This is a genomic window from Bartonella doshiae NCTC 12862 = ATCC 700133 (assembly GCF_000278155.1).
In the GTDB taxonomy this organism is placed as follows: domain Bacteria; phylum Pseudomonadota; class Alphaproteobacteria; order Rhizobiales; family Rhizobiaceae; genus Bartonella; species Bartonella doshiae.
The window spans coordinates 320571-342173 of the sequence record NZ_JH725095.1 but is presented as its reverse complement, the minus strand read 5'-3'; the positions used below and the strand labels follow the sequence as shown (position 1 = coordinate 342173).

Below are 21603 nucleotides of genomic sequence, written 5' to 3'. Positions count from 1 at the left end.
AGTTCGTGTCCTATCTGTTGTGATGCGCAGTGGTCTTTTTAAGCAAAAAAGAAAGGGCTTTTATGTATCAGATTGATTACAACAGTTATCGTTCTGTCAAGAGTTTTAATCGTCGCGTTCGTTTTCTCGTTATGCATTATACGGCTCTTGATTTTAAAGCCTCGATTATGGCGCTTACAGGAGAAAAGGTTAGTGCACACTATCTTGTTCCTGATCCTTCAGAGCAGACATATATTGAAGCGGGGTTTAAGGATATGCGTATCTTTAATTTGGTTGATGAAAATGAACGTGCGTGGCATGCTGGTGTTAGTTCATGGGCAGGACGTAGTAATCTAAATGATACGTCTATTGGGATTGAAATAGTCAATTTAGCGAGTGGTCATTTTGATTGTATTGAGCAGACGTATGTTGAAGCGGCTTTAAAAGATGTATCCGTTTTAAATCCTGTTAATAAAGATGAGTCTGTAGTGCAGGCTGATATTGGTTCATGGACTGAGGAGAGGAGTGCTTGTGGTACGACTCCTCAGCTTGAGACCGCTAATTTCGTTACTGATAATAATAAAGGTTTTGCATTTCCTCCTTATAACCCAACACAAATTGATGCTCTTAAAAGTCTTGCATTGAATATTCTTCAACGGTATCCGGATATTATGCCAACGGATGTAGTAGGCCATAGTGATATTGCGCTTGGAAGGAAGAGTGATCCTGGAGCAGCTTTCCCGTGGAAAGAACTGTATATGGCAGGCATAGGAGCATGGTATGATGATGAATTAAAAGCTCACTATCAAGAGCAGTTTTGCAAGAGCTTTCCAACTAAAGAGGATATTTTAGCTAAGCTAAATTGTTATGGATACGATATTTCTGCTGCGTATACTGAAGGTGGATATAAAGATTTGATAAGGGCATTTCAGTTGCATTTTCGTCAAGAAAAGTATGATGGAATTTTGGATATTGAAACTGCAGCAATTATTTATGCATTGATCGATAAATATTTTCCGTCACACGCGTTTAACGCATCTTAATTAAAAGACGTATCATTTTTACAGTCTTTATTTTCTATTTTTTGAGCGATGTAGTTTACATGAAAGAAGAAAAATCATTGGACCATGAAAAAAATTATATGTAAAGAAATTAATGAAAAAATGGAAGAAAAAGTATGGTTTATAGAACTATACTGTAAAGTTCTATTTCTTTATTTTTGTACGTTTTTCATTTTAAAGAAATACATTTGAAGTTAGGGAGAGTTACTCGTTAAAAGAGCATAGCGCATTAAAATGGTCTTTAAAAAGACAGTGTGGATTATGTATATTCATTCCGGCACACTCTCATGTCAAAAAGACATATTATCAGTGCTTATGGATAGATTCTAACAATAATAGAAAGAGGAAAGCTAGTAAGGTATATAGCTAAGGAATATAAGTATCATGCTTTTATGTCATTCCGAAAAATATACATTACTGTTCTTGGTGGATATTTTTGAGATCTTTTCAAAGAGATACTAAAGTTATAGGGAAATCTTGAGCGTAGCCATTTTTACGATTTATGGTTTATTACTTTAAAGAGAGAGCAAGATTTTTTTTGGTTTTGCCGAAGACTTCTATAAATTTTAATAACGAATACTTGATAATTACAATCTATCTTATTTAAATAAGGTAAGTAAAGCTATTAAATATGCTTATGCGCATTTATCTTATTAATTTGCTTGGAATGTTTTTACGAAATAAATATTTTTACGATTATTTATTATAGTTTATTTTATCAAATAAAAACTGGCAACAAATGTTGCCAGTTTTTATAATGTTGTTTCTAAAAGAATTAAAATGAACGTTGGAAGCGGATCATAGCTTTCAAAGCACTTTTTCCATTTAGAGCATTTGTATATGTTGTCTCATTTGCACTTTTAAATCTTCGGTCATCGTTCCAGGAAACGTAGGTCACTTCAGGAGTAATTATGAAGCCTGGAATTGGCGTGTATGCAATATTTACGGAAGTTGCAAAAGTTTTTACAGCGCTGTAAGAAACTTGTGCGTTGAGATTTATTTTGGAAGTAAGTTTGTACGTTGCACCACCCCAAGCAGCCCATTTTTCTCCCCAGTTCGCATAGATCGTTGTATTGGCCCGCGATAGTACATTTTCCTTGCTTATGTAATAATCAATATTGTTTTTATAACCACCCATTATCCAGAGGTTTAGACGATCGTTAACATTGAAGTCTGCACGTACTTTACCAGCCCATTTTTTGTAGTAAGAATCATAAGCAGCAACTGTTGAAAAACCGCCCCATTTTTGGATAAATTTCATCCCGAAAACTAAATTTGGCGTATAATCATCTACCCCTTTACTTAGTTTGGGATAGTCACCTTCTTTAGTAATTACAGCAACGTTATCATCTTTATTGATATAGTAATACGTTTCTGTTCCAGAACCAGAACTATTTCCTAATTCAGCTCCGATAATTGCTGAAAAACCAGTATCACCACTAAAGGTGTAAGAAACAAAATTGGTTCTTGTTATGCCTGCAGGTGCTATGCTGTCGTCATTTATAACGTTTCCATAGCCACCGGTCCAACTGTTAAAAATTGTATCATCAAGACCTATGCGAAAACCGCCAAGCTCTATGTAAGCGGCTGCGAGTTGCCCACCATTTTTGTTTGCTCCATTACTCCAAGTTGAGGAAAAACGTGCATAGGAACGAAGGGTTCCTAGTTCTGTTTCAGAAGCAGATTGAAAAACAAGAGTTAGACGTGATGATGCACCATAGGTTCCTTTAGCTTTCTCTAGTTCTTCATCGGTTGTTGCATCAATATTGTCACCACCGCTAAAGTCAGCACGAACATTTCCTGATATACGTATACAAGTTTCTGTTCCAGGAATATAGAAATATCCTTTACCATATGCATCACAAAGGCGAACATACTCCATCGGCTTTGGTTCTGCAATCGCTTGAGAAGCGGCTTGCGCTCCAGAAATTGCTACAAAAGCTACAGTAGAGCTTAAAAATAAAGACTTAATATTCATAGCGGATCTCCAGTGAAAGATAATTAATCTCATTAGGGAATATTTTTGCTCCACTTAATTAAAGGAGGAGTAGGATGTGCGTTGTTTAACGACTCCATCTACACTTATCTATTCTTTTTAAGATATACAAATATGAAATTGCCTTTTTGGGAGGCATTCATGTACTATTTGAGTGAATGTGTTAAAAAAAGCACACTTTGTTTATTCATTTTTTCTTATTGGATTATTAAAAAGGAAAAGCACAGATATTTTTGAAAAAAATCGAAAATGTCTTGAACTTTCTGTTGCTAGCGTTTATGCACTGCTCTTGGAGAGGTGGCCGAGTGGTCGAAGGCGCTCCCCTGCTAAGGGAGTAGGGCTCAAAAGGCTCTCGAGAGTTCGAATCTCTTCCTCTCCGCCATATAACAAATGGATCTATGTGTTATGCATGTGGTTTAAGTCTTTTTTTCACTCATTTTCTTTTTGCCTCCTCACATTTTATTGTTTTTTTTGATTGCTTTTTTATGATTCGTGTATTTTTTGAGCAGTTTTGGTGTAAGTGATACCGGATATTTCATTTGTACAACTCTTGTATTTGCTGTATTCGTGTGTATTGTGATCCATTTTCTCAATTTATGGGTTTTATTTTCACTATGTAACAACAAGATGCATTTTATCTACTACTCAATATAATAATCATATTTTATAATGTAGATGTGTGAATAGACAGGGAGGTATAAATCTTATTTTGCTGTTGATCATTGTAGGATGACTTTTTTCTCATAGAGATTTATGAGGATGTGTATCTACCTCATAGTGATCAAAATACACATGAAAAAAGTTACGGTTTGTAAAACAAGATAATAAGACAGTGCAAATTTTACAGGAAGATAAAGAGAGGAGGCTTAATAATTTGAAAATATTCTTCTGCTGAAAGACACAGCGCCGATGATGCCAGAAATATATTGCTTTTATTTTGGGTTAAGCCCTGAGAAAAATGAGCTTTTTTCATCTATCTATACGGTGCAAATAAAATCCATGGATTAACGAGTACAGCATATTTAAGCACGTCTTTTTTTGCGGGACGAATTTGGGTAAAAGTTTTTTATTGTATTAGGGCGTAAATCTATTGATTAAATAACGATTGCCAGAAAGTTAAGTAATTTTTTAGAAAGTGTAAATATTTTGGATATTTGGAAAAACTAGCAAAAACTTTGAAAAAGCCTTTATTTTTAACAGACTATAGAGATGCTTTTGAAAATCCTATTCCCTCACTTTTATCCACGCATCCCTCATTTTAAAAAATATATGGGAAATCAATAAATTATTTTGAATAAAAAAGAGCATGGTGCCCAAAAGAGGACTCGAACCTCCACGCCTTGCGGCACAGGTACCTGAAACCTGCACGTCTACCAGTTCCGCCATTTGGGCTTCAAATTCATCTAAGCTTATGAAGTAGCTCTGTCAATAAAATTATTTGTTGTGCAATAAACATTGTTTTCTTTTGCAATAATTGAGTGTGAAATGGCAAAGAAAAGGTAAAGTTGAACGAAATATTCAGAGCAGAATTTATTTGTAGATCCTATGAAATGAATCGCATTAGTAGTTAATAAAGAAATTCACCGAGAGAAAGCAATCTGATTACAAATTAGTGGAGGATAAGAAGCTTTATCCTTCAGAGTGAGGAGGGAAAAAAGAGTTTATTTTTTAGCTGAAAAATATTGAATCAAATTTTTTATATCCACCATAATTATGGGAACTTAAGGCTTGATAACTGTCTTTGATGTAATTGTCGAGTCAGGATTGAATCTGTAAATAATAGGGATACCAGTTGCTAGTTCTTGAGATATAATTTCCTCATGGTTAAGTCCTTCAAGTGCCATAATAAGAGCACGAAGAGAATTGCCGTGTGCTGCAACCAAAACAGTTCGAGCACGCAAAATATGCGGTTGGATATGGTAAAGATAATAAGGCCAAACGCGTGCACCAGTATCGCGTAGGCTTTCTCCGTTAGGGGGAGCAATAGCATAGGAGCGGCGCCATATTTGCACTTGCTCTTCTCCCCATTGTTGACGAACTTCATCTTTATTTAAACCAGAGAGAGCACCATAATCACGTTCATTTAATGCTGGAGTTTTTATCAGTTTCAAATCAGATTGCCCCATCTGTTCTAAAATATGCCGAGCTGTTTTTTGCGCACGTTGTAAAGCAGATGTATAAGCGATATCAAATTTTAAGCCAGCTGCTTTTAGATTCTTTCCTGCTGTTATCGCTTCTGCATGACCTTGTTCTGATAGATCAGGGTCTTTCCAACCAGTAAAAAGATTTTTGATATTCCATTCACTTTGTCCATGACGGATTAATACAAGGATGCGTTCCATTATGAATTTCCTGTGTTTGTCATTGAATATTTAAAACTCTTCACGTAGTCCCAAAACATCGCACATTGAATAAAGTCCATTTTCATGGCTCTTTGCCCATAAAGCTGCTTTTAATGCACCATTGGCAAAAATAGAGCGTTCTTGTGCTGTATGTGAAAGAATAATGCGTTCATTTAAACCAGCAAAAATTACGCTATGATCGCCAATAACGGTTCCACCTCGTGAACAAGAAAAACCAATTTCGCCTTTTTTACGTACGCCTGTATAGCCATTGCGTTCATTGACATGCACGTCCTTGAGTATAACATTGCGGCCTTCGGCTGCTGCATTTCCAAGGAGAATAGCTGTTCCAGAAGGAGCATCAACTTTACCGGAATGATGCATTTCATAAATTTCAATATCAAAATCATCCGATTTTAATGCTTTGGCTGCTCTCTTGACTAGGTTTGCCAAAAGATTAATTCCAAGGCTCATGTTTCCGGATTTAACAATAGTTGTATATTTCGCAAAGTCTGCAATTTGTGCTTCTTCTGTTTTGCTGAATCCAGTTGTTCCAATAATATGAACAAGGCCTTTTTGAGCAGCATAATTGGCATAGAGAATACTGGCTTGTGGCTGAGAAAAATCTAAAATACCTTCTGTGTTAGAAAAGGCATTTTCAGGATCGTCCGTAATGCGAATGCCAAGAAGATTTGAACCAATCAATGTGCCGGCATCTTTATCTACAAAAGGTGATTCCTTGCGGACAAGTACACCACAAAGTTCTACATCCGTTCTACTCTGGATAGCTGTAATGAGCTCACGTCCCATTTTGCCATTCGCACCAACAACTGTAAGGCGCATATCTACCTCCTTATGATACTTTATTTTTTATAGGCAAATTCTCTTCTTCTTTCCAACAGTTCTTTTTTTACAGGTGTTAGGGCATAACGCATGGGGTATATAAATAGATAAGATTTTGTTAGTGTAAAAATATATTATCAGTGATATTCAATATTGCCTTTACTTTTGTCAAAAAAAGATATTCAGAAATCAAGGTCTGCATAATGAGGGCTTGCCACAATTCCTCGGACGCGGTCTGTTAAAAGAGGGCGAAAAGAAGGACGCGATTTGATACGCATATACCAGTCTTTAGCTGCTGGAGATTGCTCCCAATCGATTTCTCCTAGAAAATCAAGAACAGAAATAGCAGATGCAGCTGCAAGATCTGCGTAGGATAATGTAGAGCCGACTAACCAATCGCGAGATGCACAGAGCCAATTGAGATAGTTCATATGCGGTAGAATATTAGCACGCGCGTTGCGTAAAATTTGTGAATTGGGAGCACCACCTCCAATGGCGAGCGGCATTTCACGTTTATAGATTCGTTCGCGTACAATATGGCGCACAGCTTCGTTTTCAAATTTATTTAAAAACCAATCGTTGAGACGGCGGACTTCAGCACGGTCTAAAGGATTTTCTGGAAAAAATTTATTGTTTTGTCGCAGATTTCCGCGTGTTTCATCTAAATATTCGCAGATAACAGCAGCCCCTGATACTGGAAATTCGTATTCAGCGAGAAGTACAGGAACATTTCCAGCTGGATTAAGTGCAAGAAATTCGTGTCTTCTTGCCCATTCATGTTCTTCAATCAGTTGCGTGGCTACGCCATATTCTCCAAGAATAAGACGTATGAAGCGAGAAGCAGAAGAGAGGGGTGAATGAAAAAGTGTCAACATAGTCTACACTATAAAACAGAGTTAATAAAAATTCTTTAAAATAACAAAAATTTTTATAAAGATGCTTTACTGGAATCACAAGATTATTAGCGGTTGCTCATAATTATGTTTAATAATTTCTTAATAACTAGAATATGATCGTTTGTAAAATAGCTGTACGCAATTCTTCTAAACCTAACGCTTTTTCTGAAGATGTTACAAGAAGTTCAGGGTAAGCTGCTGGGCGTTTGAGAAGCTTTGTTTTTGTATTTATGATTAGTTTTTCGAGCACATTTGATTTGATTTTATCACTTTTGGTTAGAACAACCTGATAAGAGACGGCAGCTTTATCAAGAAGATCCAGAACTTCTGCATCATTCTTTTTGATACCGTGACGTGAATCAATTAAAATGTAGACACGTTTCAGTGTTGTTCGCCCCCGCAAATAGCTAAAGACCAGATGTGTCCAAGCATCAACAAGATTTTTGGGGGCTTTAGCAAAACCATAACCTGGCATATCCACAAGTGCCAAAGGAGGAAGATTTTTTGGTTGTCCACTAAACCCATCGGGCACAAAATAATTTAGCTCTTGCGTTCTACCCGGTGTATTTGAAGTACGCGCTAGACCTTTCTGTTGGACAAGAGCATTGATCAAAGATGACTTTCCAACATTAGAACGCCCAGCAAATGCGATTTCTGGTGGTCCTTCAGGAGGAAGAAAACTTATCGTTGGTACTCCACGAATGAAAATCCAGTTGCGAGAAAAAATTCCAGTAAGGGAAGGACATTTTGTCATTCACGCACTTCTTTTTTTTGTGATTTTTGCCACATAGTTTTTATATTGTTAAAAAGCTCAATTTTTGCTCCGTGACGTTTCATGATGATAGCTTGCTGAATTATTGACAAGATATTGTTCCATGCCCAATAGATGACAAGACCAACAGGGAAGGAAGCAAGCATAAAAGTAAATACAACAGGCATCCATGCGAAGATTACAGCTTGTGTTTGATCTTGGGGTGCTGGGTTCATACGCATTTGTAAAAACATCGTGATCCCCATGATAAAAGGCCATGCACCAAGCATAAGAAACGCTGGAATTGTATAAGGCAAAAGGCCAAAAAGGTTAAAAATAGATGTGGGATCAGGTGCTGCTAAATCACGAATCCAACCGAAGAAAGGTGCATGCCGCATTTCTATGGTAATATAAAGAACTTTATAAAGGGCAAAGAATATCGGAAATTGAACCAACATTGGCCAACAACCCGCAAGAGGATTAATTTTCTGGGTTTTATACAGCTCTATCATCGCTTGTTGTTGTTTATCTCGGTCATTTGAATATTTTTCTTTTATTTCCAGCAGCATTGGCTGTATCAGCTTCATACGTGCCATTGATTTGTAAGACTTATTTGCCAACGGGAAAAGAAGCGTTTTCAAGAGCACTGTGACAAGAAGAATAGCAATACCAAAATTGCCTGTTTGCTTGTAAAGGAGATCAATAAGGGAAAACATAGGTTTAGTAATGAAATCAAACCAACCCCAATCGATTAAAAGGCCAAACTTCCTAATTTGCAGATCGTTTTGATAGTGATTAATGATTTCAACTCGTTTTGCACCCGCGAAAAGACGATTTGTAACAGTTTTTGTTTCATGAGGGGCAATCGTTAAAAGTGTTCCTAATAGGTCAGATTGATAGTGCGTATTGAGGCGATCAAAATAAATAAAACGGCTTGTGTATTCTTTATCTTGTGGAGGAATAACTGCTACAGCCCAATATTTATCGGTAATACCAATCCAGCCTCCCATATTTTTTGAGAAAGTCATACTTTTCTGACCATTATCAGGATTAGGACTAAGCTCTGCTAAGGTTTTATATTTTTCAGTTTTAAGTGAATCACCTGCAATACCTATCATGCCTTCATGGAGTAAGTAGGTTGCATTTGTATGTTCTGGTGGAGCTGCTCGTGCAACACGCGCATAGGATGAAAGATATATCGGGTTATTACTTTCATTGCTGATAGAATCCTCAATGGTAAACATATAGTGATTATCAACGGAAAGGGTGCGACGAAAAATTTGTCCTTTTCCATTATTGTAAATTAAAGTTATAGGTGTTGAAGGGGTAAGTGTCGTATTGTCTCCCTCTATTTGCCATTGTGTATCAGATTGCGGTAAGGCTTCTGCTGGCAAGGAAGAACTTGTAAAACCAAATTCAGCGAGATAAGTTGTTGAGAAGCCTTTAGGGTTCAGCAAAGCAATTTCTGGTGATCCCTTGTCTACTGTTAGGCGATATTTTTTTAGCAGAAGATCATCAAATTGCGCACCAATAAGATTAATGGAGCCTTCAAGTTCACTAGTTTTGATTGCAATACGGTTTGTTTTTGCTAATTCAGCACTCCGCATTTCAGGAGACATTGGATGAGCAATTACAGGAACAGATCCGTGCATTGGTGTGACATTAGAAAAATTTGTATTGGTTGTGGAAGCCGCTTCTGACTGTTGCTTAGCCAATTGTTGTGCAATGATTTGTTTTTTTTGTAACTCGGCCTGTTTGGGAGCAACGTACAAAAAATTCCATGCGGTAAGTACTACAAAAGACAATCCAATGGCGATAAAGAAATTGCGGTTATATTCCATTCGTATTACCTTGTTGCCGTTGTTGGTGTTTTGTTTTTGGCTTTATCCGCCGGTTTAATTCACTAATTAAAGACGTAAAAGACGCATGGAGCGCATCGGGATGTGCTACAATGACATAATCTGTTCCTGCTTCCATATTATTTGTTAAACCAACCCTTACCGCTTCACGCAAACGTCTTTTGATACGATTACGTTTGACAGCATTACCATTTTTACGTGTAACAGTAAAACCTATACGCGGAACAGAAACAGACTCTATATCCGTTGTTTGTTCACGGGACTTAACCTCGAGAAGAAATAAGGGACCACGTCTTTTTTCTCCTGTGCGTACAGCCAAAAAATCCGCTCTCTTGCGAATGCGGCAGGGATGTTTTTTCTTCATAAAAAGCGCTTTGCAATTCCACTAACCACCTGCAAAAGCAGATATTAAAAGTTTACAACGAAAGTTTCACAACGCAGAAAGAACAAACAATATTCAACTGTTGTGAAAATTTAAATGATCAAGCGGATAACCGCTTACGTCCACGAGCACGCCTTGCAGCAATAACTCTACGTCCACCAGCTGTTGCCATGCGTGCACGAAATCCATGACGGCGTTTACGAACAAGTTTAGAGGGTTGGTAAGTACGTTTCATTTATTTAAATACCGCGGAGTGCGGCCCTTCTTAAGTTTTATGGGCAGTTATGTGCAAGATAAACAATTTTATTCCTCTTAGAATAATTGCCTATTCATAGGGAAAAACACAAAAAAAGTCAATCTTAGATTATTTTTCTCTCTCTTGAAAAAATACAAAAAAGCTCCATGAACGAATGTTCATTTCGTTTATCATACTTTGAAAATAAAAGAAAATAGTGATTAATTTTACAAATATTTCTTTTGAATTTTTGTTGCACAAAAGACAGACATATCACAGAAAATTAAAAAAGCGGTTAGATTTAGCAGGTCTATTGCGTAAAAAGTGATATCTTGTTGTTGTCTGATTATGATAAAGTCTCGTTTGAGATAATTGCTTTTCCCTTTAAATATGAAGATTTGCTTAAATTTTGGCTATAAAAGCGCTTAGGGGAAGATTCTTAAAAAGTGATGGTTGGGAAAAACATGTTCGTGGGATTTTATAATAAATTTTACCTGTTATGTGTTTTCATTTGGGATTAGTTTAGTGTTAAAAAGAATAAGGCACAAAATATTTATATTTTATCTTTCTTGTAAAGTGAGAAACTTTTAGGTGATTCATTTGAAGTGCTTTTTGTTTTTATTGCTATGTTCTTTGGCATTTGTATAGAGAGGAAAAATATGAATCCTATTACAAGTGAGGTTGTCCGTAATGCTTTACATAAAGTCAAAGGATTGGATTTTGAAAGCGATATTGTATCGCTAGGACTTCTTTCAGAAATATTGATTGTTAATGGTAAGGTTTTCTTTTCCATTACAGTTCCTGATGGGTGTGTGCAAGAATGGGAATCATTGCGCAAAGCTGCTGAAGAAGTGGTGGGTGATCTGGATGGCGTTGAGTCTGTTGTTGTTACACTTACGGCAGAAAAAAAACCGAAAGTTTCTTCTCAGATATCTAGAAATACAGGTTTTTCTGCACAAAAACGTAGAGCAAATCTCTTGCCAGTAAAAATGCCTATAAAAGGTGTGCGGCATGTGATTGCAGTTGCTTCTGGCAAAGGAGGGGTTGGTAAATCTACAATGGCGATCAATATTGCTTTAGCTTTAAAGGATGCTGGTTTTAAAACGGGCTTGATGGATGCTGATATTTATGGTCCATCTTTGCCGCGTTTGACAGGATTGGTGCATCAAAAGCCGCAGTTTATTAGTGAAAAAAAAATTCAACCTCTTGAAAAATTCGGTCTTAAATTGATGTCGATGGGATTTTTGGTTGAAGAAGAAAAGCCGGTAGTATGGCGTGGTCCTATGGTAATGGCAGCTGTGACTCAATTACTCAGAGATGTTTCATGGGATCCTCTTGATGTTTTGGTGGTTGATATGCCACCAGGGACAGGAGATGCGCAATTAACGCTTGCTCAACAAGTACAGTTAACAGGTGCACTGATCGTTTCTACTCCGCAAGATCTTGCTTTGGTTGATGCGCGTAAAGCGATAGAAATGTTTATGAAAGTTGATGTTCCTATTTTGGGACTCATTGAGAATATGAGTTATTTTATTGCTCCTGATACGCAAAAACGTTACGATATTTTTGGCCACGGTGGTATGCATGCAGAAGCAGAACGCCGAGGAGTACCTTTCTTAGCAGAAGTGCCTCTTGATGCAATTTTACGGTCTTCTTCAGATGAGGGAATGCCTATTTTTGTTGCTGATGGTGGCAAAGAGTATGCTAAGATTTACCGTGCAATTATTGATCAAATAAAATACAAATTTTCTTAAATTTGTATTTTATATAGAAGAATAAACAAGAATTGAAGAATATAAAGTACTTGTTTTATGATCATTTCAGTGTGTATGCGCTGCACTTTCTTAAGTGAGACTGTTCCAGAAATTAAAGATATAAAAATTTGTCATATAATTGGGCTATGATACCTATTTTATATAATCTCTCTGTTGTGTTTGTAGAGAGATAGCATTTTAAACGATTTCATTTCTTTACAAAAAGTACTTTTCAGTATGAACTTTTGGAATATTAATCATTTCTTTGCAAAGACGATAGAAAATATTACAAAATTGGGAATATAATAAGATTAAGCTCTCTTAGTGCTGAAGGTTCATATTTTTTAACAACAATGTGGGGCGTATTGTTTATTCACGTGTTTGTTTTGAAAAGACATTTTTCATTACCTACCAAGCCTATTTCACAACAGCGTTTTTGTGAGTAGTATAATATAAAACAAGTCCATTGATTACTAATATTTTTTGCTTATGAAGGTGTAATCTGATACCATTATTATATTTTCTAGTTTTCAATGTTATGATAGTCCTTTTGTATTTACACGGTTCGTGAGAGTCATTTTGACTCCTTATTTTAATAGTTTTACCTACATATCAGTTTTGTTTGTGACGTGGTGCAAAAGCAAATGCTTTTTATTAATTGCAATGTGCAAAATGATGAATCATGACTATAAATCAGTGTGTTGCTTTGTTACTCCTGTAAGAAAGTGCATTTTATATTAGCGTTGAGAATATTATTGACAATGTGTGGACGAGGCTGATTCAAAATGAGGATTATAGGAGTTTCTAAAATATTGCCTTCTTAAAATGATGGAGTTGGAGGCGACAATTTCACTCATTCTTACTTTGAATCTTTAAAAAAGGTTTTGTGTAAAGTTGTTTGATATGACTTTGTCAGATAAAAATGTATTTTGCTGAACGCAATTATGCTGATTAAAGTGGGTTATGATGCTTAAAAAATATTGGATGTTAGAGAAAGACATTTTATGATTGTGAGTTTTGTTTTTGGGTGCAAAGAACATTTTAATAGAAATGGCGGATGATGACGGTTAAGGCTATGAGATCTGATGTAGAGAGGTTATTTTATTATGAAAGAATGGCATGCGTGAGAAAGCATATTTTATAGGTGCTCATGCTTATTCTGCACCTGTCATAGAGCCAGCACTGTATTTAGTATCTACACCTATTGGAAATCTTGCAGATATAACACTTCGTGCTTTGCAAATTCTTGCAGGCGTTGATATGTTGGCATGTGAGGATACGCGGGTAACGCGTGTTTTGTTGGAACGCTATGGAATTCAAAAAAAGCTTTTCCTTTATCATGAACATAATGTGCAAAAAGCAGGACCAAGGTTATTAGCGGCTTTGGCAGACAACAAAACTGTGGCTCTTGTATCAGATGCTGGAACACCACTTATTTCTGATCCTGGATTTAGATTGGTAGAAGAGGCACGTAAAGCTGGCCATAAAGTCATTGCAATTCCTGGTGCATCTGCTCTTTTGGCTGCTCTTGTTTCGACGGGGTTTCCTACAGATAGTTTTTTCTTTGCAGGTTTTTTGAGTGCACGTAAGATACAGCGGCAAAAGCGATTGGAACAATTAAAAGCTATTCCTGCTACTTTGGTTTTTTATGAATCGCCTCATCGTCTTATTGAGACTTTGCAGGATATGGTCTCTGTTTTTTCTGCTGATCGGCCTGCAGCAATTTGTCGTGAATTAACGAAAAAGTTTGAAACAGTGGATGTTTCTACTTTAAGAAACTTATTCGAAAGTTACAGTAAACAAGTGCGCATTCGTGGAGAAATTGTTGTTCTTGTTGGAGAACCAGTTTTTTCTTTAGAAGTGATAAGCAGTCAAGAGATTGATGAAATGTTATTAGAATTAGCTGGTACATACTCTGCTGCTAAAGCGGCTGCTTTGGCGGCAAAAAAAACAGGTTTAAAAAAGCAGGAACTTTTTCAACGGCTGACTTTTTTGAAGAATGTGTAAGGTGATGCAAAGAGAACGCAGACAAAAATCTTTTTATCGAGGTGTTCGTGCTGAAAAATGGGCTGCTTGGTGGTTGCGACTCAAAGGGTTTCACATTGCTGAAATTCGTTTTAAAACGAAATGTGGTGAAATTGATTTAATTGCGCGACGTGGAAATCTTGTTTTAATCGTTGAAGTCAAAGCACGCTCCACACTGGCTGAAGCAATGATTGCGGTTTCTCGGATGAGTGAAAGGCGTATTGAGGCGGCGGCTGATATTTGGTTAGCACGACAAAAAGATTATGCTCTTTTATCTGTGCGTTTTGATTTTATTGCTATTTTGCCATGGCGTTTGCCACATCATATTCCAGCATTTTTTACGTCTAATACGTAATGATTTTTCGAGGGAAATGAGCAATATTTCATTTTTATGCGCATAGTGATGAGAGAAAATGCACAATAGTTCGAGTCCTGTAAAGTGTGAGATCAAACAGTTATGAAATAAATTTTGGCACAGTTTGTTGGCAATGGCTGTTAGTTCGTTGGTTTTTACATCTTTTTGATGGGCCTAAAACCTATTTGAATTGATTGTTCTTGCTATGTTATGCGTTGCTTTTTTTATGTATTTTTTCGTGTCTTAAAATGATGAAGTAAGGAGAAGAAATGAGACTTGGCTTTTTAGGAACAGGCAAAATTAGTGCTTCCATGGTGGATGGCTTAATGATGAGTGCTTTTGATGTTTCTTCAATTATTGTTTCACCACGCAATGCGCAGATAGCTGAGAAGCTTTCACACAAGTATGATAAAGTTATGGTTGCTGAAAATAATCAAGCATTATTAGATATGAGCGATTGTGTTTTTCTTTGTCTTCCCAACCAAATTGCAGAAGAGATTTTGCGTTCTCTTCATTTTTGTCCAGAACAACTTGTTGTTTCCGTGCTTGCTATGGCAAAAACAGCAGAAATTGAAGCGTGGATCAATCATCAGGTTTATCGTGCTGTTCCACTTCCTTTTGTTGCAGAATGCAAACATTTGACGCCAATTTATCCAGATAATTCATTTTTGCGCGCTTTATTTGATGCATTGGGAGGTGCAGTAGTATTGGATACGGAAGAACAGTTTAATCTTTTCATGACAGCTGGTTCTTTAATGGGGGTTTATTTTAATTTTATAGAAACAGCACATCAATGGTTTATGACACAGGGATTACAAAAACAGCAGTCAGCAGATTTTCTTGCTATGATGTTTGGAAATCTTACTGATGAAATGCGCAAAATGAAAGCAATTAATGGCGCTGAACCTCTTAACTTTGCATCACTTGAAAAAGATTTTTCAACGAAAGGGGGAACAAATGAACTTTTATCAAACTGCTTTACTCATAACGGGGGGAGGGAGGCTTTAACTACGGCCCTTGAGACTACTTTGCAAAAGATGAATGCTTCATCAACAAATTAAAAAGCTTTGTCAATATTTTCAAAGATTGCTTTTTGAGGTGTTATGGTAACATATTATTTTAGAGATATTCTCGTTTTTTCTTTTGAATTATTTTTTTGATGCAAACAGGTTTGAAGCGACGATGTGTATATTTTTTAGAGAACTGCGAAATCAAGTGTATTTTTCTTTGTAAAAAAATTTCTTATCATTACATTTTATAGGCTGTCGTTTTTATGGAAGGAACTGGAGTTACATATTGGGATAAAGAGGTCCATCATTGCCTTGAGGACATGTCCAATTGATATTTTGATTGGGATCTTTAATGTCACATGTTTTACAATGTATACAATTAGAAGCGTTTATTACATAAGTTTCGTGATTATTATGGTCTAACCATTCATACACAGCAGCAGGGCAATAGCGTGTGGAAGGTCCTCCATAGATTATATATTCTGAGTTTTTTTGTTTTTCTTGTGAGATTATTTTCAAATGGCATGGTTGGTTTTCCTCATGGTGTGTATTAGAACGCGCAACACTGGACAGACGATCAAAGGTGACAATACCATCTGGTTTTGGATAAGCAATAGGTTGAAATTTTCCTGCTGGTTCAAGACATGCGTAATCTTCTTTTCCGTGGGAGAGGGTTCTAAATAAGGAAAACCCGAACAGTTGTTGCCACCACATGTCAAAACCGGCAAGCTTGATTCCATATTTTGTACCATATCGTGCCCAGAGCGGTTTGGCGTTGCGTACTTTGTAAAGATCTTTGCCAATGGGGCTTTTTCGCCAATGCTCTTCGATTTCTTTTACTTCATCATGGGCGCGTCCTTGTGCAAGAGCTATAGCAATTTTATCGGCTGCTAAGATACCAGATAACATGGCATTATGTGATCCTTTGATACGAGGGACATTAACAAAGCCTGCAGAACAACCAATAAGTGCTCCACCTGGAAAGGTCAGTTTTGGTACAGATTGCCAACCACCTTCGTTGATAGCACGTGCACCATAGGAAAGGCATTTTGCATCTTTGAAGATTTCATAAAGTTTTGGATGTGTTTTAAAACGTTGAAATTCTTCGAAAGGAGAGAGATAAGGATTTTTATAATCTAAGTGCACAACAAAGCCGACAGAAATTAAATTGTTTTCTTGGTGATAAAGAAAACCACCACCGCCGGTTTCATTATCTAATGGCCAGCCTATGAAATGTTGAACTAAACCGAGTTTGTGTTTTGGCGATTCAACTTCCCAAAGCTCTTTAAGCCCAAGACCAAATTTTTGTGGTTCACGGTTTTTACTGAGATCGAATTTATGTATTAGTTGTTTTGTAAGTGAGCCACGTGCTCCTTCTGCAACGAGAGTGTATTTTGCCAGTAAAGCCATACCAGGCATATAATTCTTTCCAGGAGTTCCATCTTTTTTAAGTCCCATATCTCCTGTTAGAACACCAATGATAGCCCCGTTATTATTCTCAATGGTATGTGATATGGCAAAACCAGGGTAGATTTCAACGCCGAGTGCTTCGGCCTTTTTACTCAACCAGCGGCAAACATCTCCAAGAGAAACAATATAACAACCATCATTCGATAAAATTTTAGGGCGAAAAATATTGGGAAATATTGTTGCATGCTTTGGTTTTAGCAAAAAAAACTGGTCATCGGTAACAGGGGTTTTGAAGGGATGATCGTAGTCATTTTTCCATTCTGGTAAGAGTGTATCGATACCAATGGGATCGATAACGGCACCAGAGAGAATATGTGCACCAACTTCAGCACCTTTTTCAACAATTGTGACAGAAAGATCGGGATTAATTTGTTTTAAACGAATTGCTGCGGATAGTCCTGCGGGTCCCGCTCCCACAATCACTATATCAAATTCCATGCTTTCGCGTTGGTGATGCATAGGTGCATTCATGGTTTATAAAGCTTTCTCCAATTCAGGAATAATTTTGTGAAGATCGCCTACAAGAGCGTAATCAGCAATTTGCATAATAGGGGCTTCTTCATCCTGATTAATGGCGACAATCACTTGTGCGTCCATTATACCAGCTAAATGTTGAATTGCACCAGAAATACCGACGGCAATATAGAGTTCAGGGGCAACAACTTTTCCTGTTTGTCCAATTTGCCAATCATTGGGGGCATAACCCGCATCAACTGCGGCTCGACTGGCACCCAAGGCAGCGTTTAATTTGTTTGCAAGAGGCAAAAGGAGCGCCATAAATTGCTCTTGTGAACCAAGACCACGCCCACCTGATACAATAACACGTGCTGAGGTAATGTCAGGACAATCGCTTTTGCTAATTTCCGCTTTTAAAAAAGAAGATAGATTTGGATTGGGCGCTGGTGTTATTGTTTTTATGGGAGAAGCATCATTGTTTTTTGGGGTTGGTGTAAAAGAGGCTGTACGGACTGTTATGACCTTTTGACGGTCTGTGGTACGTACCGTTTCAATTGCGTTTCCGGCATAAATTGGTCGTTTGAAAGTATCGGGTGCAATGATAGCGACAATGTCTGAAATTTGCATCGAATCAAGAAGTGCAGCTACGCGTGGCATCACATTTTTTCCGGTGCTGCTGGAAGCCGCCATGATTACATTATAGTCATTTGCTAAGTTGACAATCGTATCTGCTACAGGTTCAGCCAATTGGTGTGTTAAATAATCAGCTTCGGCAATAAGTACTTGTCGCACATCGGCGAGCTTGGCACTGTTTTCGGCAATTTCTTGAATCTTGGTTCCACAAACCAAAATATCGATAATGTTGCAAATTGCACGAGCGGCGGTAAGTGCTTTTGCGGTTTCTTCTATATTATGTTCGGCCAATAAAAGTATTGCCATAAGTTTTTGCCCTTTTGTATATTGTTGCTTTGGATCTATTAGTTAGTGAATGTTAAATGTGTCTTGTTTGTTTTAATGCACTGACAAGCTCTGCTACATTTGCCACTTTTACACCAAATTTTCGGGGTTGTGGCTCTTCAATACTTAAGACCGTTAAACGTGCTCGTGTTTCTAAGCCAAGATCAGCAAGAGCTTTTTGTTCAATAGTTTTCTTTTTTGCTTTCATAATATTAGGAAGAGAAATATAACGTGGTTCGTTTAGTCGCAGATCGGTGGTCATCACTATGGGAAGAGGAAAACAAATGGTTTGGGTGCCATTATCTACTTCGCGGGTAACTATCGCCTGCTTCCCTTCTATCGTTAGATGTGAGGCAAAAGTTGCTTGTCCCCAACCAAGAAGGGCTGCAAGCATTTGTCCGGTTTGGTTGCTGTCGTCATCAATGGCTTGCTTGCCTAAAAAGACCATATCGGGTTTTTCTTCATGAACAATAACCTTAAGAATTTTAGCAATTGCTAAAGGTTCAAGCGTCTTTTCAGTTGTTATAAGGATAGCGCGATCAGCACCCATTGCAAGCCCTGTTTGTAAAGTCTCCCGTGCTGCTTCTGTTCCAATTGAAACAAGAACAACCTCTGAAATTTTTCCGGCTTCTTTCTGGCGGACTGCTTCTTCTATGGCAATTTCGTCAAAAGGGTTCATAGACATTTTTACATGGGACAAATCAACGCCTGTGTTATCGGGTTTGACACGTATTTTGATATTGTAATCAACAACACGTTTGACAGCGACAATTATCTTCATGATGATCCTCTTTGTTTATATGATCACAAGTTTATCGTAATAAGCATAAGAAACCAACTCGTTTAAAACTGAATCTCACCTATAATTGGGTTTTGAATTATAGGAGCTTTCTCTGTTTGTTTGTATTCTTTCACCGTTATTATTTGTTTCTTTTTTGCTTTGTTTTGCGTTTTAATAATTGCCTGCTTTGCTTGAATAAAAAGTAAAAAAATCACAGCTGTTGCATTTTCAATGTATATATTTGTTATAGTTTGTAAAATAATTTTACGAAAAGGGATTCAAAATAGTAAGGTCTATGAAGAACAAAATGAGGCTGTCCTTTTTTCGTTCCACTTTTTTGCTAATAGACAGGGATACAGTAAGTGTTTCACGTCATAGCAGAATAGTCAAAACAGCAAAAACAGTTTTTCAATTCAAATTTTAAAAAGAAAAATTCAATAGAAAATTTTTCAATGTTTCTGAAAGCTCTTAAAGCTCTATTTACCAAAATAAAACATACTCTCATTTATTCGTGCGATTCTTTATAAAAGAAAAGATAAATGAGGGGTAGTGTTCGTGAATACGAAGAGTCATACTATAAAGCAAGTTAGTTGTGATGAGCCTTCTTCTTTTGTTTCTAAGCAAAAGAAGGCTGTGCGCATGCCTGCTGAAATGACGATGACGGACATTGCTAAAAAATTACGTTCTGTTTACGCACAAATGCAGATGAAGCGTTCCCCAGGTCATTTGACTAGGCAGAGTTCTGTAGAAGAAAGTTTTAAATCTTATTTGGATGATATTAGTCGCGCAATTTTAGCGGAACATTATATTCGTCGTAAAAAAGAAAAAATGCTTTTTGAATATTTAGAACAGATAAAAACGCTTCTTCAAAACTTCCATAATGAAAAGAAAAGTTTAGAAGAAGCAGCAATAACACGGCATATGTCTCGTTCAAAATCGCTTGATTCTGTTGTGCATCATCTTGCCAATATGACATGTGAGGAAAATCAAAAAAGCTTTTCATTTCAAAAGGTGTTAAATTCTTTGGGACAAAATAATATTCCTCCAATCCAGGAAAATGCCGTAAATACATCGCAACAAGGGAATGAGCGTTCTTTACAAAAAGATAGTGTGATGGGACCTTCTGTAGAGGAAACGGAGAGGATGATTGGGCATTCTATAATAGAAGAGAGCCATTCTGATATTCAAAAATCTGATTGTTGTGTTGAAAATAATTATTCTGGTCCTTTTTTAAAGGCAGGGACTTTAGGAGATTCCTTATTTTTACGTTATTCTGTCAAAAAAATTCTTGCTTATCTTTTAACCATTGCATTTATGGTAGCGATACCGTTATGTTTTTATAGCTTTTTAAGGAGTCCGTTTTTTTGATTTTATGCTGATAGGTTAGAAGATGCGAGGGATATGTATGTTAATGTGTGGTTTTACGAAGGTGTGTACGGCGTTTAAAATTATTCTTTCAGTAGAGATTATTTGAAAAGGGCTTTGAAATTATTCAAAAAACTTCAAATTATAATTGAAGGTTCTGTAAGTGAGTATTTATTTACCAATTGCTGAAATATCACTCAATATGCTGATCTTAGTTGGTATGGGGGTGGTTGCGGGTTTTTTTTCGGGTCTTTTTGGAATTGGTGGTGGTTTTCTCATTACACCTTTGTTAATTTTCTATAATATTCCTCCTGCTATCGCTGTTGGAACTGGGGCTAATCAGATGATTGCATCATCTGTAACGGGAGCGATTACACATTTTAGAAGGCGTACTCTTGATATCAAACTTGGTATTCTTTTAGCGATTGGAGGGGGAATTGGATCTTTAATTGGGATTCAGATTTTCTCTTTTCTAAAAAAAATGGGTCAATTAGATCTCATGATTTCGCTGCTTTATGTGGTTCTTCTTGGAAGTATAGGAAGCTTAATGATTATTGAAAGTTGGTGTGATATGCTACGCCAGCGTAAAGGAAAAAAAGTTAGTATTCGTCTCGCAGGTCGTCATAATTGGGTCCATAAATTGCCATTAAAAATGCGTTTTCGGACATCGATGATATATGTAAGCATTATTCCAGTTTTAGGAATTGGTTTAATTGTTGGGTTGTTGTCTTCTATTATGGGTATTGGTGGGGGATTCTTCATGATACCAGCGATGATTTACCTCCTACGTGTTCCGACCAGTGTGGTGATTGGAACGTCTCTTTTTCAGATTACATTTGTTTCATCTTTTACTACAGTTTTGCAAAGTATAACTAACCAGTCAGTTGATATTGTTTTGGCTTTTTTACTGATGCTTGGTGGAAGTATTGGTGCACAATATGGAACGCGGGCTGGACGAAAATTAAAGGCTGAACAATTGCGCATGGCGCTTGCATTTTTGGTGTTGATTATCTGTATGCGTCTTGCTTTTCAATTATTTGTACGTCCTGATAATCTTTTCTCTCTGGATATTCTTATGAGATAAAA

The 21603-nt window shown here is 36.9% G+C and carries 18 protein-coding genes and 2 tRNA genes; 8 read left to right on the top strand and 12 right to left on the bottom strand.

The genetic code is table 11. From position 1 onward, the window contains the following. The first annotated feature begins 62 nt into the window (after window positions 1-62). Window positions 63-1022, top strand: coding sequence for an N-acetylmuramoyl-L-alanine amidase (locus MCS_RS04435; RefSeq protein ID WP_004856048.1), 960 nt, complete (start codon window positions 63-65; stop codon window positions 1020-1022). Between the two features lie 793 nt (window positions 1023-1815). Here the strand turns inward: MCS_RS04435 and MCS_RS04430 are convergent. Beyond that, window positions 1816-3018: a porin gene (locus MCS_RS04430; RefSeq protein ID WP_004856045.1), complete on the bottom strand. Its 1203-nt coding sequence runs from the start codon at window positions 3016-3018 to the stop codon at window positions 1816-1818. Window positions 3019-3327: 309 nt separating this feature from the next. On the opposite strand from MCS_RS04430, the gene MCS_RS04425 reads away from it, so the two are divergent. Next, window positions 3328-3418 (top strand) — tRNA-Ser (locus MCS_RS04425). Window positions 3419-4343: 925 nt separating this feature from the next. Here the strand turns inward: MCS_RS04425 and MCS_RS04420 are convergent. The 8 genes from MCS_RS04420 to rpmH all read right to left on the bottom strand — a co-directional run bounded on the left by MCS_RS04420 (window position 4344) and on the right by rpmH (window position 10344). Further along, a tRNA-Leu gene (locus MCS_RS04420) sits at window positions 4344-4428 on the bottom strand. 329 nt (window positions 4429-4757) lie between these two features. Continuing rightward, complete coding sequence (locus MCS_RS04415) at window positions 4758-5378, bottom strand: 2,3-bisphosphoglycerate-dependent phosphoglycerate mutase (RefSeq protein WP_004856044.1); 621 nt, start codon at window positions 5376-5378, stop codon at window positions 4758-4760. 30 nt (window positions 5379-5408) lie between these two features. Continuing rightward, window positions 5409-6221, bottom strand: coding sequence for a 4-hydroxy-tetrahydrodipicolinate reductase (gene dapB, locus MCS_RS04410; RefSeq protein WP_004856043.1), 813 nt, complete (start codon window positions 6219-6221; stop codon window positions 5409-5411). A gap of 182 nt (window positions 6222-6403) precedes the next feature. Then, complete coding sequence (locus MCS_RS04405) at window positions 6404-7096, bottom strand: glutathione S-transferase family protein (RefSeq protein ID WP_004856042.1); 693 nt, start codon at window positions 7094-7096, stop codon at window positions 6404-6406. A gap of 127 nt (window positions 7097-7223) precedes the next feature. Beyond that, complete coding sequence (gene yihA / locus MCS_RS04400) at window positions 7224-7871, bottom strand: ribosome biogenesis GTP-binding protein YihA/YsxC (RefSeq protein ID WP_004856041.1); 648 nt, start codon at window positions 7869-7871, stop codon at window positions 7224-7226. After that, window positions 7868-9709 carry a membrane protein insertase YidC gene (gene yidC, locus MCS_RS04395; RefSeq protein ID WP_004856039.1) on the bottom strand — a complete coding sequence of 614 codons (1842 nt, stop codon included), beginning with the start codon at window positions 9707-9709 and terminating at the stop codon, window positions 7868-7870. The genes yihA and yidC overlap by 4 nt, the downstream gene beginning before the upstream one ends. After that, window positions 9699-10091, bottom strand: coding sequence for a ribonuclease P protein component (gene rnpA / locus MCS_RS04390; protein ID WP_004856037.1), 393 nt, complete (start codon window positions 10089-10091; stop codon window positions 9699-9701). The genes yidC and rnpA overlap by 11 nt, the downstream gene beginning before the upstream one ends. 118 nt (window positions 10092-10209) lie before the next feature. Then, a complete protein-coding gene (gene rpmH / locus MCS_RS04385) occupies window positions 10210-10344 on the bottom strand; it encodes a 50S ribosomal protein L34 (protein ID WP_024864273.1) in 135 nt (44 codons plus the stop codon). Between the two features lie 659 nt (window positions 10345-11003). Here rpmH and MCS_RS04380 point away from each other — a divergent pair. The 4 genes from MCS_RS04380 to MCS_RS04365 all read left to right on the top strand — a co-directional run bounded on the left by MCS_RS04380 (window position 11004) and on the right by MCS_RS04365 (window position 15539). Further along, on the top strand, window positions 11004-12098 hold the full coding sequence (locus MCS_RS04380; protein ID WP_004856035.1) for an Mrp/NBP35 family ATP-binding protein: 1095 nt from the start codon (window positions 11004-11006) through the stop codon (window positions 12096-12098). Between the two features lie 1119 nt (window positions 12099-13217). Next, a complete protein-coding gene (gene rsmI / locus MCS_RS04375; RefSeq protein ID WP_004856033.1) occupies window positions 13218-14105 on the top strand; it encodes a 16S rRNA (cytidine(1402)-2'-O)-methyltransferase in 888 nt (295 codons plus the stop codon). A gap of 4 nt (window positions 14106-14109) precedes the next feature. Further along, window positions 14110-14478, top strand: coding sequence for a YraN family protein (locus MCS_RS04370; RefSeq protein ID WP_004856032.1), 369 nt, complete (start codon window positions 14110-14112; stop codon window positions 14476-14478). Between the two features lie 269 nt (window positions 14479-14747). Then, window positions 14748-15539 carry a pyrroline-5-carboxylate reductase gene (locus MCS_RS04365; protein ID WP_004856031.1) on the top strand — a complete coding sequence of 264 codons (792 nt, stop codon included), beginning with the start codon at window positions 14748-14750 and terminating at the stop codon, window positions 15537-15539. Between the two features lie 228 nt (window positions 15540-15767). On the opposite strand, the gene MCS_RS04360 is transcribed toward MCS_RS04365, so the two are convergent. The 3 genes from MCS_RS04360 to MCS_RS04350 are packed head-to-tail and all read right to left on the bottom strand — an operon-like array spanning window position 15768 to window position 19152. Further along, window positions 15768-17429 carry an electron transfer flavoprotein-ubiquinone oxidoreductase gene (locus MCS_RS04360; RefSeq protein ID WP_004856029.1) on the bottom strand — a complete coding sequence of 554 codons (1662 nt, stop codon included), beginning with the start codon at window positions 17427-17429 and terminating at the stop codon, window positions 15768-15770. A gap of 3 nt (window positions 17430-17432) precedes the next feature. Further along, window positions 17433-18353, bottom strand: coding sequence for an electron transfer flavoprotein subunit alpha/FixB family protein (locus MCS_RS04355; protein WP_004856027.1), 921 nt, complete (start codon window positions 18351-18353; stop codon window positions 17433-17435). Between the two features lie 52 nt (window positions 18354-18405). Then, the gene (locus MCS_RS04350; RefSeq protein ID WP_004856025.1) at window positions 18406-19152 is read right to left on the bottom strand and encodes an electron transfer flavoprotein subunit beta/FixA family protein; all 747 of its coding nucleotides are present in this window, start codon (window positions 19150-19152) and stop codon (window positions 18406-18408) included. A gap of 555 nt (window positions 19153-19707) precedes the next feature. Here MCS_RS04350 and MCS_RS04345 point away from each other — a divergent pair. Further along, the gene (locus MCS_RS04345; RefSeq protein ID WP_004856024.1) at window positions 19708-20520 is read left to right on the top strand and encodes a hypothetical protein; all 813 of its coding nucleotides are present in this window, start codon (window positions 19708-19710) and stop codon (window positions 20518-20520) included. A 160-nt stretch (window positions 20521-20680) separates the two neighbouring features. Then, complete coding sequence (locus MCS_RS04340) at window positions 20681-21601, top strand: sulfite exporter TauE/SafE family protein (RefSeq protein WP_004856022.1); 921 nt, start codon at window positions 20681-20683, stop codon at window positions 21599-21601. The last annotated feature ends 2 nt before the right edge of the window (window positions 21602-21603 follow it).